Source organism: Flavobacterium sp. MMS24-S5 (genome assembly GCF_050320125.1).
Taxonomy (GTDB): Bacteria; Bacteroidota; Bacteroidia; order Flavobacteriales; family Flavobacteriaceae; genus Flavobacterium; species Flavobacterium tyrosinilyticum.
The window spans coordinates 2,014,009-2,031,083 of sequence record NZ_CP190016.1 but is presented as its reverse complement, the minus strand read 5'-3'; the positions used below and the strand labels follow the sequence as shown (position 1 = coordinate 2,031,083).

Annotated in this window: 14 protein-coding genes; all 14 read left to right on the top strand. The window is 31.2% G+C overall.

Going from position 1 to position 17,075, the window contains the following annotated elements:
• The first annotated feature begins 3 nt into the window (after window positions 1-3).
• The 14 genes from ACPWTF_RS09295 (at window position 4) to ACPWTF_RS09230 (ending at window position 16,891) form a co-directional block, all read left to right on the top strand.
• Complete coding sequence (locus ACPWTF_RS09295; RefSeq protein WP_427875259.1) at window positions 4-987, top strand: SDR family oxidoreductase; 984 nt, start codon at window positions 4-6, stop codon at window positions 985-987.
• Between the two features lie 27 nt (window positions 988-1,014).
• Complete coding sequence (locus ACPWTF_RS09290) at window positions 1,015-2,406, top strand: UDP-glucose 6-dehydrogenase (protein WP_427875258.1); 1,392 nt, start codon at window positions 1,015-1,017, stop codon at window positions 2,404-2,406.
• A 64-nt stretch (window positions 2,407-2,470) separates the two neighbouring features.
• A complete protein-coding gene (locus tag ACPWTF_RS09285) occupies window positions 2,471-2,935 on the top strand; it encodes a UpxY family transcription antiterminator (RefSeq protein ID WP_427875257.1) in 465 nt (154 codons plus the stop codon).
• Window positions 2,936-3,218: 283 nt separating this feature from the next.
• Complete coding sequence (locus ACPWTF_RS09280; RefSeq protein ID WP_427875256.1) at window positions 3,219-4,508, top strand: nucleotide sugar dehydrogenase; 1,290 nt, start codon at window positions 3,219-3,221, stop codon at window positions 4,506-4,508.
• A gap of 24 nt (window positions 4,509-4,532) precedes the next feature.
• A complete protein-coding gene (locus tag ACPWTF_RS09275; protein WP_427875255.1) occupies window positions 4,533-5,540 on the top strand; it encodes a mannose-1-phosphate guanylyltransferase in 1,008 nt (335 codons plus the stop codon).
• Window positions 5,541-5,554: 14 nt separating this feature from the next.
• Window positions 5,555-6,601, top strand: coding sequence for a dTDP-glucose 4,6-dehydratase (rfbB, locus tag ACPWTF_RS09270; protein WP_427875254.1), 1,047 nt, complete (start codon window positions 5,555-5,557; stop codon window positions 6,599-6,601).
• 46 nt (window positions 6,602-6,647) lie between these two features.
• The gene (locus tag ACPWTF_RS09265; RefSeq protein WP_427875253.1) at window positions 6,648-9,143 is read left to right on the top strand and encodes an SLBB domain-containing protein; all 2,496 of its coding nucleotides are present in this window, start codon (window positions 6,648-6,650) and stop codon (window positions 9,141-9,143) included.
• A gap of 7 nt (window positions 9,144-9,150) precedes the next feature.
• Complete coding sequence (locus tag ACPWTF_RS09260; protein ID WP_250837450.1) at window positions 9,151-10,215, top strand: Wzz/FepE/Etk N-terminal domain-containing protein; 1,065 nt, start codon at window positions 9,151-9,153, stop codon at window positions 10,213-10,215.
• 601 nt (window positions 10,216-10,816) lie between these two features.
• A complete protein-coding gene (locus tag ACPWTF_RS09255) occupies window positions 10,817-12,250 on the top strand; it encodes a lipopolysaccharide biosynthesis protein (RefSeq protein WP_427875252.1) in 1,434 nt (477 codons plus the stop codon).
• Window positions 12,247-13,329 carry a DegT/DnrJ/EryC1/StrS family aminotransferase gene (locus ACPWTF_RS09250; protein ID WP_427875251.1) on the top strand — a complete coding sequence of 361 codons (1,083 nt, stop codon included), beginning with the start codon at window positions 12,247-12,249 and terminating at the stop codon, window positions 13,327-13,329. Before ACPWTF_RS09255 ends, ACPWTF_RS09250 begins: the two co-directional genes overlap by 4 nt.
• Before the next feature lie 6 nt (window positions 13,330-13,335).
• Complete coding sequence (locus ACPWTF_RS09245; protein ID WP_427875250.1) at window positions 13,336-14,340, top strand: ATP-grasp domain-containing protein; 1,005 nt, start codon at window positions 13,336-13,338, stop codon at window positions 14,338-14,340.
• A complete protein-coding gene (locus tag ACPWTF_RS09240; RefSeq protein WP_427875249.1) occupies window positions 14,337-15,128 on the top strand; it encodes an NAD-dependent epimerase/dehydratase family protein in 792 nt (263 codons plus the stop codon). The genes ACPWTF_RS09245 and ACPWTF_RS09240 overlap by 4 nt, the downstream gene beginning before the upstream one ends.
• Window positions 15,109-15,756, top strand: a complete 648-nt coding sequence (locus tag ACPWTF_RS09235) for a metallophosphoesterase family protein (RefSeq protein ID WP_427875248.1) — start codon at window positions 15,109-15,111, stop codon at window positions 15,754-15,756. The genes ACPWTF_RS09240 and ACPWTF_RS09235 overlap by 20 nt, the downstream gene beginning before the upstream one ends.
• 118 nt (window positions 15,757-15,874) lie before the next feature.
• Window positions 15,875-16,891, top strand: coding sequence for a glycosyltransferase family 2 protein (locus tag ACPWTF_RS09230; RefSeq protein WP_427875247.1), 1,017 nt, complete (start codon window positions 15,875-15,877; stop codon window positions 16,889-16,891).
• The last annotated feature ends 184 nt before the right edge of the window (window positions 16,892-17,075 follow it).

Here is a 17,075-nt window from a genome sequence, read left to right as displayed (position 1 = left end):
TAAATGGAAATTAGGGTAAAGAATACAATTTTGATTACTGGGGGGGCTGGGTTTATAGGTTCAAATTTGACTGGGTATTTTTTAGGCTTAGGCCATAAAGTCGTTTGTTTGGATAATTTTTCTACAGGCCACCGTTATAATTTAAAAGATTTTTTAAATAACCCTGATTTTAAGTTGATTGAAGGTGATATTCGAAATTTAACTGATTGTAATTTAGCTGTTGCAGGAGTAGATTATGTTTTACATCAGGCCGCTTTAGGTTCTGTTCCTAGATCAATAAAAGATCCAATTACGACAAATGATGTAAATGTTTCGGGTTTTTTAAATATGCTTACAGCAGCACGCGATGCTAAAGTAAAACGATTTGTTTATGCTGCGAGTTCTTCTACTTATGGAGATTCTCAAGGATTGCCAAAAGTAGAAGATGTTATCGGAAAACCATTGTCTCCTTATGCAATTACAAAATATGTGAATGAACTTTATGCTGAAATTTTTAGCAAGACATATGGATTAGAAACAATCGGGCTTCGTTATTTTAATGTTTTTGGAAGAAAGCAAGACCCTAATGGAGCTTATGCGGCTGTAATTCCAAAGTTTGTAAAGCAATTTATGAGCCACGAGAGTCCAATAATTAATGGAGACGGAAATTATTCTCGTGATTTTACATATATAGACAATGTAATTCAAATGAATGAGTTGGCTATGACTTGTCAAAATTTAGAAGCAATTAATACTATTTATAATACTGCATTTGGAGACAGAAATACTTTAAATGACTTAGTTGGATATTTAAAAGAATATTTGTCAGACTTTGATCCAAAAATAAAGGATGTTCCAGTTATTTATGGTGAAAATCGAGCAGGAGACATTCCGCATTCTCTAGCAAGTATCGAAAAAGCAAAAAGAAATCTCGGTTATAATCCAAAGTATTCTTTGCAAGACGGGTTAAAAGAAGCTGTTGAGTGGTATTGGAATAATTTAAAATAAATTTAAGATCAAGATAAAATAGATCAAATGAAAATTACAAAAATTTGCTGCATTGGTGCAGGATATGTTGGATGGCCAACAATGGCAGTGATTGCTCAAAAATGTCCTCATATTCAGGTTACGGTTGTTGATTTAAATGAACAAAGAATAGCAGATTGGAATGATCCGAATCCTGAAAATATTCCAATATATGAACCTGGACTTTCTGAAATTGTAGCAGAAGCAAGGGGCAGGAATTTGTTTTTTTCTACTGATGTTGATAAAGCAATAGATGAAGCTGAAATGATATTTATTTCTGTAAATACACCTACCAAGACTTATGGAAAAGGAAAAGGAATGGCAGCAGATTTAAAATATATCGAATTATGTGCTAGACAAATTGCAAGGGTTGCAAAGCAAAATAAAATTGTAGTCGAGAAGTCAACTTTGCCAGTGAGAACTGCTGAGGCCATTAAAAGTATATTGGATAATACAGGAAATGGTGTTCAATTTCAAATTTTATCTAATCCAGAGTTTTTAGCAGAAGGAACTGCAGTTACAGATTTATTAAACCCTGATCGAATTTTGATTGGTGGAGATACAACTCAAGAAGGTGAAGAGGCAATTAATTCCTTAGTAGAAGTTTATTCAAATTGGGTAAGCAAAGATCGAATTTTGACAACAAATGTTTGGTCGTCTGAATTGTCTAAACTAACTGCAAATGCATTTTTAGCACAACGTATTTCTTCAATAAACGCGATGTCAGAGCTTTGCGAGAAAACTGGCGCAAATGTAAATGAAGTGGCTAAAGCGATCGGTATGGATAGTAGAATTGGCCCTAAATTCTTGAAAGCTTCTGTAGGATTTGGCGGTTCTTGTTTCCAAAAAGACATATTGAATTTAGTATATATAGCAAAATCATACGGATTAAATGAGGTTGCAGATTATTGGGAGCAAGTGATTATTATGAATGATCATCAAAAAAGAAGATTTTCAAATAAAATTGTTCAGACTTTATATAATACAGTAGCCGATAAAAAAATTACTTTCTTAGGCTGGGCTTTTAAAAAAGATACAAATGATACAAGAGAGTCTGCTGCAATTTATGTTGCTGATGATTTAATAAATGAACAGGCCAAAATCTCAGTTTTTGATCCGAAGGTTTCTAAAACTAAAATGCTAAGTGATTTAGATTATCTAGAAACGAGAGCAAGTGATAATAATCTTGACTCACTAAGTGTTTTTGATAATGCTTATGAGGCATGTAAAGATGCACATGCGATTGCAATCTTAACAGAATGGGATGAGTTTACAACTTACGATTGGAAAAGGATTTATGATTCTATGCATAAGCCAGCTTTTGTCTTTGATGGAAGAAATATTTTAAATGCCAAACAATTAGAATCAATCGGATTCGTTTATAATGGTATTGGAGCATAAATTGCTTTTGTATTTGTAGAATTAAATGGAGTGGGATATGTTGCTTCATCCTTAAATAAAAAAAATGAATTGGTACGTTGTTTATACAAAACCGAAATGGGAAAAGAAAGTAGCAGATAAACTTAATCAGCTTGGAATAGAATGTTATTGTCCATTGATTACTCAAATAAAACAGTGGTCAGACAGGAAGAAGAAAATTGAAACGCCTCTTTTTAATTCCTACGTTTTTGTTCAGTTATCCGATTCAGATCGTAACTTAGTTTTTCAAGCACAAGGAGTAGTTAGGTATTTGTTTTGGTTAGGAAAGCCAGCAATTGTAAAAAATCAAGAAATTGAAATTATTAGAACAAGTTTAAAATCCCCAAATCTAAAGGATGTTTCAGTTTCTAGTATTCAGGTGGGAGATAAAATAAAACTAGAGTCTGGTGTGTTTATCAATCAAAATGCAATTGTTCAGGAGGTTTCTAATAATTATTATGTGCTGGTGCTTGAAGCTTTAGGGTGTGTCTTGAAAATAAAATATAAATAACAGCGTTATCCAATAAAAAATTAGCAGAAGAGAAGTCTTTTTTTAGATTTTTTTCTTCTGTTTTTTTTATAAAGTAATTATTTACAGCCTGATTAATAACGTATTGTGGTCAAACGTTTTTTTATTAACAATTTGTTTTTGAGTATTACGGGAAACCGTATTGATTAACTAGAGTTATTATACTATATTTGCGCGAAAATGATTAATTTAGGCATCTGAGTCAGATATTGTGACTTGGAACGGCGAAGCCGTGAATTTTTAAAAGCCTAAAGAAATTAAGCAGATGAAGTTAAAAAAAAATATTAAAATTGCAGTTATTGGTTTAGGTTATGTCGGATTGCCATTAGCACGACTGTTTGCAACAAAATATTCTGTAATTGGTTTTGATGTAAATGAATCGAGAGTTAGTTCTCTGAAATCAGGAACAGACACTACTTTAGAAGTAGAGGATGATGTTTTACAAAACGTTTTAGTAGATAAAATCGATGGAAAAGAAGGATTATATTGTACTACCTCTATAGTGGACATTGCTGAGTGTAATTATTATATAGTCACAGTTCCTACGCCAGTAGACAAAAATAACAGGCCAGATTTAACACCTCTTTATAAATCTAGTGAAACTGTTGGTAAAGTTTTAAAAAGAGGGGATATAGTTATCTACGAATCTACGGTTTATCCTGGAGTGACGGAAGAACAATGTGTGCCGGTTCTAGAGCAGGTTTCAGGATTGAAATTTAATGAAGATTTTTTCGCAGGATATTCGCCAGAAAGGATTAACCCAGGTGATAAAGAGCATACAGTTGAAAAAATTCTAAAAGTAACATCAGGCTCAACACCAGAAATAGGTTTAAAAGTTGATGCTTTATATAAGTCTGTAATTACTGCTGGAACCCATTTAGCTCCAACAATAAAAGTAGCGGAAGCGGCCAAAGTTATTGAAAACTCTCAGCGAGACATTAATATCGCTTTTGTTAACGAATTGGCTAAGATATTCAACTTAATGAATATCGATACTCAAGAAGTATTAACAGCGGCATCTACAAAATGGAATTTTTTGCCATTTAAACCAGGTCTTGTCGGTGGACATTGTATTGGTGTGGATCCTTACTACTTAGCGCAAAGAGCACAAGAGTTTGGTTATCACCCTGAAATAATTTTAGCAGGAAGACGTTTAAATGATAGCATGGGTGAATATGTAGCTTCACAAATAGTGAAGTTAATGATTAAAAAAGGTATTTCGGTCAATGGGGCCGAGCTGTTAATGTTAGGTATTACTTTCAAAGAAAATTGCCCAGACGTTAGAAATACAAAAATTGTAGATGTTATAAAAGCACTAAAAGATTACGGAATAGTCGTTACCATTTTTGACCCTTTAGCTAATAATGACGAAGTTAATAAAGAATATAAGCTGGAGACTATTAACTCTCTGCCTGAAAAAAAATTTGATGCATTAGTATTAGGAGTAGCTCATTCAGAGTTTCTAAAAATAGATTTTTCAAGTTTGCAAAAAGAAAAAAGTTTAATTTATGATGTAAAAGGAGTTTTAGGATCTTTGGCAGACAATAGGCTTTAGATTTCCTTTTTTATTTAAAAATATATGAATTCAGATAAATATATTACACATGTAATCCTTACTGGAGGAGTTGGAAGTCGTTTATGGCCACTTTCGCGTAAAAGTAGACCAAAACAATACCTTGAAATATTTGATGGCAAGTCTTTATTTGAAATGACAGTTGAGCGGAATAGTCATTTAGCTAATAAAATAATGGTGGTTGGAAATATTGATAATCATCAATTAAGCGGACAAGTAATGCATAAAACTAGTACTTCGTATATAAATATTGTGGAAGCAACACCACGAAATACGGCGGCGGCAATTGCTTTTGCAGCGTTTGCATCAAATCCAGAAGATATCTTAATTGTTACTCCATCAGATCATATAATTGATCAAATGGAGAATTATAATCAAGCTATTTCTGAAGCTGTTTCCAAAGCCCATGAAGGATTCATAGTAACTTTTGGTATTATTCCTACCAAACCAGAAACGGGATATGGTTATATAGAAGCTGAAGGAGACAATGTAATTTCATTTCGAGAAAAACCAAATGAGACTACAGCAAAAGAGTTTATTGCAAAAGGAAATTTTTTGTGGAATAGTGGTATGTTTTGTTTTAAAGCGAATGTTTTATTGCAAGAACTCAAACAATTTCAACCGGATGTTTACGAAAAATCAAAATTAGTTTGGGAGTCTAGTCAAAATGGTTTTCTTGATTTAGCTTTATCTATGGAGATTCCTTCTATAAGTATTGATTATGCCGTAATGGAACGCAGTAAAAAAATTAAGGTTGTCCCAGCTTCGTTTTCTTGGTCAGACTTAGGTTCTTTTGAATCCGTATACGATTATTTAAATTCAAAAGGGCATTCTACGGACTCAAACGGAAATATGGTCATCGGCTGTGATAAGCACACGACTTTCCTTGGGCTGAAAAACACCATTTTTGTTTATACAGAAACTGCTAATCTAATTTTACAGAAAGAAAACTCGCAAGATGTGAAAGATATCTATAGCGAATTAGAAAAACAAAATTCAGATTTATTAAATTAATAAAGCATTTAAAAATGAAAAAAATTCTAATAACTGGCGGCGCTGGTTTTATAGGTTCTCATGTAGTACGACATTTTGTGAACAAATATCCAGAATATCAAATTTTTAATTTAGATGCTTTAACCTATGCTGGTAATCTAGAAAATATAAAAGATATTGAAGATAAATCAAATTATACCTTTGTTAAAGGTGATATTGTGGATGAAATCTTTATAAATGAACTTTTTAAAAAACATGTTTTTGAGGGCATTCTTCATTTAGCGGCTGAATCTCACGTAGATCGTTCAATTGAAGATCCATTGGCATTTGTGAAAACCAATGTTATTGGGACAATGAATTTATTAAATGCTGCAAAGAATCAATGGAAGGGAGATTTTGAAGGGAAAAGATTTTATCACATAAGCACGGATGAAGTGTATGGTTCACTTGGACCTGAGGGATTGTTTACAGAGTCCACGTCTTATGATCCAAACTCACCTTATTCTGCTTCAAAAGCCAGTTCTGACCATTTTGTTAGAGCCTACGGAGAAACCTACGGACTTCCATATGTTTTGACTAACTGTTCGAACAATTACGGATCCTATCACTTTCCTGAAAAACTTATTCCTCTTTTTATTAATAATATTATAAATAATAAGTCATTACCTGTTTATGGAGATGGAAATTACACGCGGGATTGGCTTTTTGTGGAAGATCATGCAATTGCGATAGATTTAGTTTTTCATGAAGGGAAAAATCATGAAACATATAATATTGGCGGGTTTAATGAATGGAAAAATATAGATTTGGTTAAGTTACTATGTAAAATAATGGATGTTAAATTAGGACGAGTAGAAGGTACTTCTGAAGGATTAATTACATATGTAAAAGATAGGCCAGGTCATGATTTGCGTTACGCTATTGATGCTTCGAAAATTAAAAAAGAATTAAACTGGAAACCTTCAGTGACTTTTGAAGAAGGATTAGAAAAAACTATAAATTGGTATTTGGATAATCAAGAATGGCTCCAAAATGTTACTTCAGGGTCTTACAAAGATTATTATCAAAAACAATACTCATAAAAGGAAAATAATTAATAAATTTCTTTTAAATAATTTTCTCATAAACATGAAAAAAATAATATACGTTCTTACCCTATTTTTTGCATTCATTACTTTTAATGCAACAGCACAAGATATTATGAAATCTAAAGATTTAAGTACAGTAAAAGTTGATTACTTATCTGATGATGATTTAGCAAAAATTAGTGCTCAGCTAAAAAGTAACAATGCCACTATTGATCAGGTTGAATCAATGGTGCTTTCAAAGGGGATGAGTCAAACTGAGTTTAACAAACTTAAGGTTAAGCTTAATGATTATGAAAGAAAAAATGCAAAAGATGGAGGAAAAGATAAAAGTAAAGAGGGAAAATCAAAAAACGTAGAAAAAACTTCAGAATTTGGAAGGAAACAAAGTGAAATAAAAAATGAGAAAGTAAAAGATTCTTTAAATGCACTAATTTTTGGTTCGGAACTATTTGATAATCCCACTTTAAATTTTGAGCCTGATTTAAATTTGGCTACTCCTATGAACTATGTTCTTGGCCCTGGTGATGAATTACAAGTTAGTGTTTATGGAGTTCAAGAATATAATGCCAATATATCTGTAAGTGTAGAAGGAAAAATAAGTATAGACTATGTAGGACAAATCTCTGTTTCTGGAATGTCTATTGAGGCTGCTACTCAAAAAATAAAAGCGGCTATTGCTAGAGTTTACAGTACAGTTCGCTCGGGACAATCTCAAGTGAGCATTAGTTTAGGAAAAATACGTACTATAAAAGTAACAATCGTAGGAGGTAAGCAACCAGGAAATTATTCGATTTCTTCATTAGCAACTGTTTATAATGCTTTGCATTTAGCAGGTGGGCCTGGAAAAAATGGTAGCTATAGAAACATCGAATTGATAAGAAATAATAAAGTTTATAAGAATATTGATATTTATAGATTCTTAGTTAAAGGAGATCAATCTGATAATGTTGCCTTAAAAGAAAATGATGTTATTAGAATTCCTGCCTATAGTCAAAGAGTTACCGTTGAGGGAGAAGTTAAGCGTCCAGGTATTTTTGAAATGAAAAAAGGTGAGAAGTTTTCTGATTTGTTAAATTTCGCGTCTGGATTTAACGAATTTGCTTATACAGCTTCGGTAAATGTTTTACAAAAGACAGGAAAAGAATTTAAAGTCCACGATATAAACGAAAGTGAATATAATTCCTATCAACCTCAATCCGGAGATGTTTTTAGAATTACTAAGATTCTAAATCGATTTGAAAATCGTATCAAGATTGAAGGGGCTGTTTTTAGACCAGATTATTATTCTTTTACAGAAGGCATGAGGATTTCAGATCTTGTCACAAGAGCAGAAGGATTAAAAGAAGATGCTTATAGTAAAAGAGCAAGAATCATCCGTTTAAAAACAGATTTAACAACAGAAATTGTTAACGTAGATTTAGGAGCTGCTTTGTCAGGAGATTTAAATGCAGATATTGAACTAAAAAGAGAAGATATAGTGACGGTATATTCTATATTAGAATTTAGAGAAGAATATAAAGTAACTATAGACGGGGAAGTAAAAAATCCAGGAGAGTATGAATATTTTGAAAATTTAACTTTAAATGATTTAGTTATTCAAGTAGGTGGATTAACTGGTTCTGCTTCAAAAAGAGTTGAAATTGCTAGAATGATTAAATCTGATGCTATTGATGATGCAGATCCTAAACGTATAGAATTGGTTGAGTTGGAGATAACCGCAGATAATAACGAGCAGATTAAAAACTTTGTTTTAAGACCTTTTGATGTTATTAATATTCGTAGAATGGCAGTTTATGAGAAACCAGAGATGGTTAAAGTAAGTGGAGCAGTTACTTATCCAGGAAAATATGTTCTAGCAAATAAGAAAGAAAAAGTTTACAATGTGGTAATGAGAGCTGGAGGACTTACATCTATAGCTAATTTAGATGGGATGAAGATTAAACGACCAATCAAAGAGGAACAGATTGAGCAATTAGAAAGCATAAATCTTAACTTGGAAAAGAAAGAAACTTCAGAAAAGAAAGAAGGAATTATAGAAGAATCAGATCTTAAAACTAATGATACACTTAAATCTAAATTATCAAAAAAATTAAGAGACGAACTAAAATATACGACTATTCCTGTCAATTGGGAAAAAATTGTAAAAGACAAAAATCATTATTCTAATGTTACCTTATTTCCTGGAGATGAAATTGAGGTTGCAGTGTATAACGAAGGGGTAAAAGTTACAGGTAACGTTTTGCTTACTTCCGAAATTCCATATAGAAATGGAAAAGGATTTAAATATTATATTAATTCTGTTGGTGGTGTAGATAATAAAGGGTGGAAGAGAAAGGCTTATATAATTTATCCCAATGGAAAAGCAGCCGTAACAAGTTCATTTTTATTTTTTAGATCTTATCCAAGAGTAGAACCAGATTCACAGATTGTTGTACCTGAGAAGCCTGAAAAGAAAAAGATGAGTGCGGGAGAATGGGCTGGTCTTGGAACAGCATTTGCTAGCTTAGCATTATTAATTGTAACTGCTTTTAAATAGACATTTGATGAATGCAAATATTGAAAATGATGAAGTATCATTAAAAGATTTAATACAAAAATTAAGAGATTGGTATCTGTATTTATTGTCAAATTGGAAAGTTATAGTTTTGGCTGGAATAATAGGTGGATCTCTAGGTTTATTATACTCATTCACTAAAAAGCCTGTTTATACTGCAACGTTAACATTTGCATTAGAGGATGAAAAATCAGGAGGTCTGGGTGGAGCACTAGGCTTTGCTAGTTCATTTGGTTTAGATATTGGAGGAAGCGGAGGAGGTATTTTTGCTGGTTCAAATTTGACTGAGTTATTCAAATCAAGATCAATGGTTGAGAAAACATTACTTACACCAGTTAAGGTTGACGGAAAAGTAATTTCTTTAGCAGAGATGTTTATCCAAAATAATAAATGGAGGGAGAGCTGGTCGGATAAACCAAAATTGGAGTCAATTAAATTTTTGCCGAATTCAGATAGAGAAAGGTTTACCCGCGTACAAGATAGTATAATAGGGAGTATCTATTCAAATTTATTAAAAGGAGGATTATCGGTTGGTCAGAAAGATAAAAAAATAGCAATAACGAGTATTGATGTAATGTCAGGAGATGAGTTGTTTGCTAAATATTTTTGTGAAGCTTTGGCTAAACAAGTTGGAATGTTTTATGTTACAACAAAAAGTAAGAAAGCTAGAATGAATATGGATATCTTAGAGCGTCAAGTCGATTCAATTCGGAAAGAGCTGAATGGAGCTATTACAGGTGTAGCAGTAGCCACTGATAATACTTTTAATCTAAATCCAGCAATGAATGTACGTAAATCAATATCTTCGAGACGACAGGTTGATGTTCAGGCAAATACTGCTATATTAACAGAACTGGTTAAGCAATCAGAATTAGCTAAAGTAACACTACGTAAAGAAACGCCGTTAATTCAAGTTATAGATAGACCAATTTTGCCATTAGCTAAAGAAAGATTTGGTAAAGCAAAAGGAATTGTAATGGGTGGTTTTATAGGAGTGTTTTTAATGTTGTTTTATTTGCTATTTTCGAAAATTTTTAGAGATTTAGTTAAGTAATTTTGTACTTAAAAAACAATGAAGAATTATACTTTCAAAGTTCAGAAAATTAGAAATAAATAACCAAAGTTATACATATAATTCACTTCTCACAAAGAAATAGGTTAAAATAATCATTCCTGTAAGTCCTGAATACTACCGTCCAACACAAGTTTGTATGTTAATTGGAGATTCTGCCAAATTAAAAAAATTAGATGGGAAGCTTAAATCTGATTTAGTTGCATTAGTTAAAGAAATACTAGCTAGTGAATTGGAAAGCATAAATAGATTGGATATGTTACTTTGAATAATGTGATTTCAATATAAGTAAGCATATAGAAATTATAACAATGTAAGTAAATAGATTAATCTAACTAAAGTAAAAAATAAAGTTACGAATTTAAGCAGTAAAACTAGTACTTATTAAAATTATGCGGTAAAGTAATTTTAATTTATGTAAAAAGATTTAATATTTCAAGGATGTTACGTTTGCTATCTTGAACCAACAATTCTTTAACATTTTTTGATACTTTTTATTCTTTAGATAAAAAGAAAAAATAAATAAGGTTTTAAGAAGGATGTAACTATACATTAGCTTCATTTATAGAGAATATATAAAAAAATGTCACTTAGAAAACAAGCAGTATCTGGAATGATTTGGACTTTCTTACAGCAGTTTGGAAGTCAATTAATATCTTTCGTAGTATCACTGGTACTAGCCAGACTTTTATTGCCAGAAGAGTTTGGACTTATTGGTATGTTAACCATTTTTATGGGAATTGGATCCGCTCTATTTAATGGTGGATTAACGAGTTCACTCATAAGAACTCAAGAATGTACACAAGAAGACTATTCCACTGTATTTTACTTTAATTTTGCAGGGAGTATTCTAATTTATGGAATTCTTTTTATGGTGGCACCTTGGATAGCTAAATTCTATCACCAACCTAGTTTAACAAGTATAACTAGAGTCTATGGTTTGACCTTTATACTTTCAGCTTTTGGTACTGTACAAAATACAATTCTGACTAGAGAATTAAAATTTAAAAAGTTGGCAATTATAAGTTTACCTGCTTTAGTTATTAGTAGTGTAGTTGGGATTTTAATGGCATATTTGAATTATGGTGTATGGAGCTTAATTGTTTCAACTTTAGTCAATGTGTTTTTTGTAAGTTTTTTTTTGTGGTTTAATGCAAAATGGTACCCGAAATTAATTTTTAGCAAAGATAAATTTATCCAACATTTTTATTATGGTTATAAATTAACAATATCTGCCATTTTAGATACTATTTTTACAAATATTTATCACATTGTTATTGGTAGGTTTTATTCTCCCACACTAGTAGGATACTATACTCGTGCCAATACCTTAATGATGCTCCCTGTAGGGAATATTTCTGGGGCACTTAATAAAGTGGTTTTTCCTCTGTTTTCTAAAGTTCAGGATGATCTTCCTAGGTTTAGAAATTCTTATAAACAAATTATGCAAATGGTCCTATTTATAATTACTCCAATTATTGTATTAATGGGATTGTTAGCTAAACCTTTGATTGTTTTGTTGTTCACTGATAAATGGCTTGCTGTTGTACCAATTTTTAAAATTATATGCTTTACAGGAATACTTTACCCAATTCATTTGTATAATTTGATCGTCCTGGAAGTTAAGGGAAGAAGTGACTTGTTTTTAAAATTAGAAGTATTTAAAAAAATATTATTAACAATTATTTTAATTATAAGTTTTTTTTATGGATTTTATGCTTTGTTATGGGGACAATTAATCTTTTCTATATTAGCATTATTCATTAATACACATTATGCGGGAAAGATATTGGAGTACAGTATGTGGCAACAAATGAGAGATATCTTGCCAATCTTCATTTTTGCTGTAATAATGGCGGCAATTACTTTTATAGTTGATAGAATGTTGACTAGTCAAATTGATATTGTAAGATTAATTTTAGGAAGTTTATCTGGTAGTTTGACTTATTTATTAGTTGCTTATCTGTTTAAATTTGAAAGCATACAGGATATTAAAAATCTAATTTTAAAAATATGATACCAGTAACAAAACCTTTTTTGCCTCCTCAAGAAGAATACCAACAATTAGTCGATGGTATCTGGAAACGCAAATGGCTAACCAATATGGGACCTTTGGCAAGCGATTTGGAAATGAATCTGAAGGATTATTTAAGAGTTAATCATTTATTGTATGTGACTAACGGTACGGTGGCTTTGCAGATGGCAATCAAAGCTTTGAATATAACAGGCGAAATTATTACGACACCTTTTTCCTTTGTTGCAACCACTTCTACTATTGTTTGGGAGGGATGCACACCGGTTTTTGTCGATATAGAGGAGAAGAGTTTAAATATAGATGTTACCAAAATAGAGGCTGCCATCACAGAAAAGACTGAAGCGATACTTGCAACGCATGTTTACGGGAATCCTTGTGATGTTCAGGTGATTGATAAAATTGCCAAAAAGCACAATCTGAAAGTGATTTATGACGGAGCTCATGCTTTTGGTGTAAAAGTAGATGGGAAATCTATATTTGAATATGGTGATATTTCAACCTGTTCTTTGCATGCGACGAAGCTCTATCATTCTATTGAAGGGGGGTTAATTATTACTAAAGATGCAGAGTTATTGAAAAAACTGGCCTATATCCGTAATTTCGGAATTTCTGGTTTTGATTCTTTTGCCGAATTGGGTATAAACGGAAAAAATTCGGAGTTTCATGCGGCCATGGGATTGGTAAATCTGAAGTATATACAAGAAATATATGAGAAGAGAAAAGAGTTAACAATGCATTATAATGCAAAATTAAAAGGATTGAAAGCCTATCGTCCTCTTTGGCATAGTGAGTCCAGTGAAAATTATTCTTATTACCCTATAGTGATAGAAAGCGAGGAATTGCTACAGAATATTAAAAAGTTTCTAGATGGTCATGAGATTTTTACCCGTCGTTATTTTTATCCGTCTTTGGCCAATACTTTACCTTATTTGGAGCCCCAAGATTTGGAGGTGACAGATACTGTTTCGAAACGTGTTCTATGCCTTCCTTTGTATTATGATTTGACATTGGAAGAAGTTGATTTGATTTGCCGTTTAATGTTAAGAGTTCAAAATAATTAATAAAATATGTATAATATAGCAGTAACAGGAGTAGGAGGAGGTGTAGGACAAAGTATTCTTAAATCCTTAGAAGGAACTGGATATAATGTTATAGCCTTAGATGGGGAATTATTAGCAGCAGGATTATATGCGACGAATAATTCTTATTTAATACCCTATGCAAATAGTCCGAAGTATATAGAAGAATTATTAGAAATTTGTAAAAGGGAAAAAATTTCATTGTTATTTCCTGGTCTGGATGCAGAGCTGATGCCGTTATCTTTAAATAGAGAAGCTTTTGCTAAGATTGGAACTACTGTTGTAGTTAGTCGACCAGAAGTAGTTGATATTTCAGATAATAAGCAGGAAACATACAATCAACTAATAGAAGCAGGAGTAGTTGTACCTCTAACTGTTTCTATGGAAGATTTTACTCCAACTGAAGAGAGTTTTCCTGTAATTATAAAGCAAAAAGTAGGTGGTGCTCGATCTAAAAATATTTTTTTAGCAAGAAATAAAGCTGAATTTGAAATAATAAGTGATAAAATTGGAAACAATATATCTGATTTTATTGTTATGGAATATATTGAGGGAGATGAATATACTTGTGGAACTGTAAATTTGGATGGCAGTTGTAAAGGTGTGATTGTAATGAGAAGAATTTTGCGAGACGGTGATACACATAAATGTTTTTCTGTAATAAATCCTATTATTGAAAAAGCTGTCAGAAATGTTGTTGAGGCAATTAAACCATTTGGAGCTTGTAATATTCAGTTGAGAATGAGAGATAATATTCCATATGTATTTGAAATTAATGCCAGATGTTCGGGAACTACTGCATCTAGAACACTTTGTGGTTTTAATGAACCGAAAATGATTGCTGATTTTTTGCTAAAAAATATACAGCCAGAATATGAGATAAAAGAGTTGACAGTACTTAGATATTGGAAAGAATTGGTAGTTGACAATAAGGATGTTGAGAATTTGAAAAAAGATACTCATCTAGGTTTAAGAAATTATAGCAGTTTATGATACTATTTACAGGTTCAGGTGCAATCGCAAATACTTTCGCAAAATATTACGATTGTGAAATTATTTCTGCAAGAAGTATGGATGATGATACTTTAGCGAATAAAATTAAAGTAGCAGATGTTATTATTCATAATGCTGCACTTATAAATAGTAATGACTTGTCGGAGTTTGTGGACGCTAATTTTATTCTTACAAAGCGTATTTTAGAAATTATAAGTACTATAAAACCCAAAATAAAGTTTATTAATTTAAGCTCAATGAGTTTTTTGAAGGATGAAAATCAGTATCTAAATTCTAAAGAAATGAGCAATTATGCTTTTTCTAAATATTTAAATGAACTTTTTTGTTTAAAGTACCCAATTGAAAATATATCAAATGTAAGATTTTCTACCATTTTTTATGGCGATTTTAGGAGAGATGGATTGTCAAAAATTGTTTATGATTGTTTTTTTGAAAAAAAAATAACAATTTATAATAACGGAGAAGCAATAAGAGATTTTATTCCAATAGAAATAGCAGTTCAGTATTTGTACAAATTAACAAACTTGAAAACATTACCCAAAATTATTAATATTGTTTCAGGTAGAGAAACAAGTTTTAAATATTTTGTAAATAAGTTAGTTGAATTAAATCCAGAAATAGAAATCTTCAATATTGAAATTGAGACACCGAAAATCCTTTCTGAGTTTTCAAAAAGTGGAATAGCTGAGTTGGGAGAAATAGATTTTAATATAGATGAATTATTCGAAAAATATGCCTTAGAGATCAATGAAAACATTAATATTTAGTGATGTGCATGGTAATCTTCCAGCATTTGAAAAAATGTTAAAAACTGAAGCCGATTGTGAAGAATTTATTTGTTTGGGGGATTTAGTAAATTATGCTCCTTGGAGTAATGAGTGTGTTGATTTAGCAGCTTCACTATCTAATGTTACACTATTAATTGGAAATCATGAGGAAGCTTTTATTAATGGCTTCTATCCGGGTGAAAACAGTTTGGTCCAACGATTTTTTTCCCAAAATTTTGATGATTTCATGCAATTTGATGCTATAAAAAAATACATCAAAGACTGTAGAGTAGGAAACTATATATGTCAACATACAATATTTGACAAATATATATATCCAGATACCGAAATAATTTTAGATAATAATTATATAATCGGTCATTCCCATCATCAGTTTAAATATGAAAATAATAATTTTACGCTTTACAATTCTGGCAGTGTAGGGCAAAATCGAAAATTTATTAATTTAATAAATTATTTGGTATACGATAATTCCAATGGACGTATTGAAATGAAAAAGTTGATATACGATGTCGATTTGGTTATTAATGAAATGAAAATAAAAAAATTCCCTGAAGAATGTATAAATTATTATTTGCAGAAAAAAAGATATAACCAAAATACTTAGAAAACTGCACTATTCGAGATGCTCTACTTATTAGGAAAATAATTGCGCTTTTGAGCTAAATTAAGTTATGTCTGTTTAACTATTAGTTTTTCAAAAATGGCATTTTTAATAAGAGTACTTGTTATTAAATTATTGGATTAGTAAATTGTTATTTCGAAAATTTACTCAAGTTTTAGAGGTAGTATATTTGCTGATAATTTCTGGTAAAACTGTTTTGTGTGCTCAGGGCGCAACAGTAAAAATTATAAAAAAAAATCGAATTTTAAAAAAAAAACACATGAATGATCCCATGGTTTCTGTAGTAATGATGACTTATGGACATGAAAAATATATTACTCAGGCTATCGAAGGAGTTTTAATGCAGAAATTCGATTTTGATATAGAATTGATTATTGCGAATGACTGTTCTCCCGATAAGACAAATAGCGTCGTTGAACGAATAATGGAGGAGCACCCGCGAGGGAATTGGATTAAATACACTTCTCACAAAGAAAACAAAGGGGTGATGTCCAATTTTGTTTGGGCTTTAGAACAGTCTAAAGGCAAATATATTGCAATTTGCGAAGGCGATGATTATTGGACAGATTCTTTAAAATTGCAAAAACAAGTTGATGTTTTGGAGAATAATCCTAAATTGACGGGATGTTTTCATAATTCTGAAGAACGATATTGGAATGATTATACTAAAGCTTCTTCGCTATATTTAAATATTGGGGGAGCAAGAGAAGTTAGTCTGCAAGATATGACTATGAACAATATAGCACCTACAGCCTCTATTGTTTTTAGAACCCCTGTGCCCAAAGAAGTTTTTAGTAATGCCTTTGTAAATTTACCCATTGGTGATTGGCCATTACATTTATTGAATTTAAGAAAAGGAAATTATTATTATATTCCGCAAGTTATGAGCGTTAGGCATTTATATGTTGAAAGTACATGGGGAATGCAAGACCAAATTAGAAATAGAAACATAGTTTTGAATGTTTATGATATATTAATTAATTCTAATTGGTTTTCTTTAAGTACAATTCAAAATCTAAAAAAAGGGAAAAATAATTTGAGGAATCCAGAAAATCCGTTTTTAAAAATTTTGAAATACCGTTGTAAGCGTCTTCTGTCTTTACTAACGAAAAGGTAGGTTTACTTCAGTTTTATTCTTTTTTATAAACTATTTTTATAGCTTTCTTTTTTTTATATTAACCATTGTTAAAAAGTGTGATAGGTGTCAATTCAAATCAGTTGTGTTTATTTGCAAGTATTAGTTTTGTATTCATTTTTTTGCTTATTCTACTGCTGTTTTTCTAGATATTTTGAAGATTTGG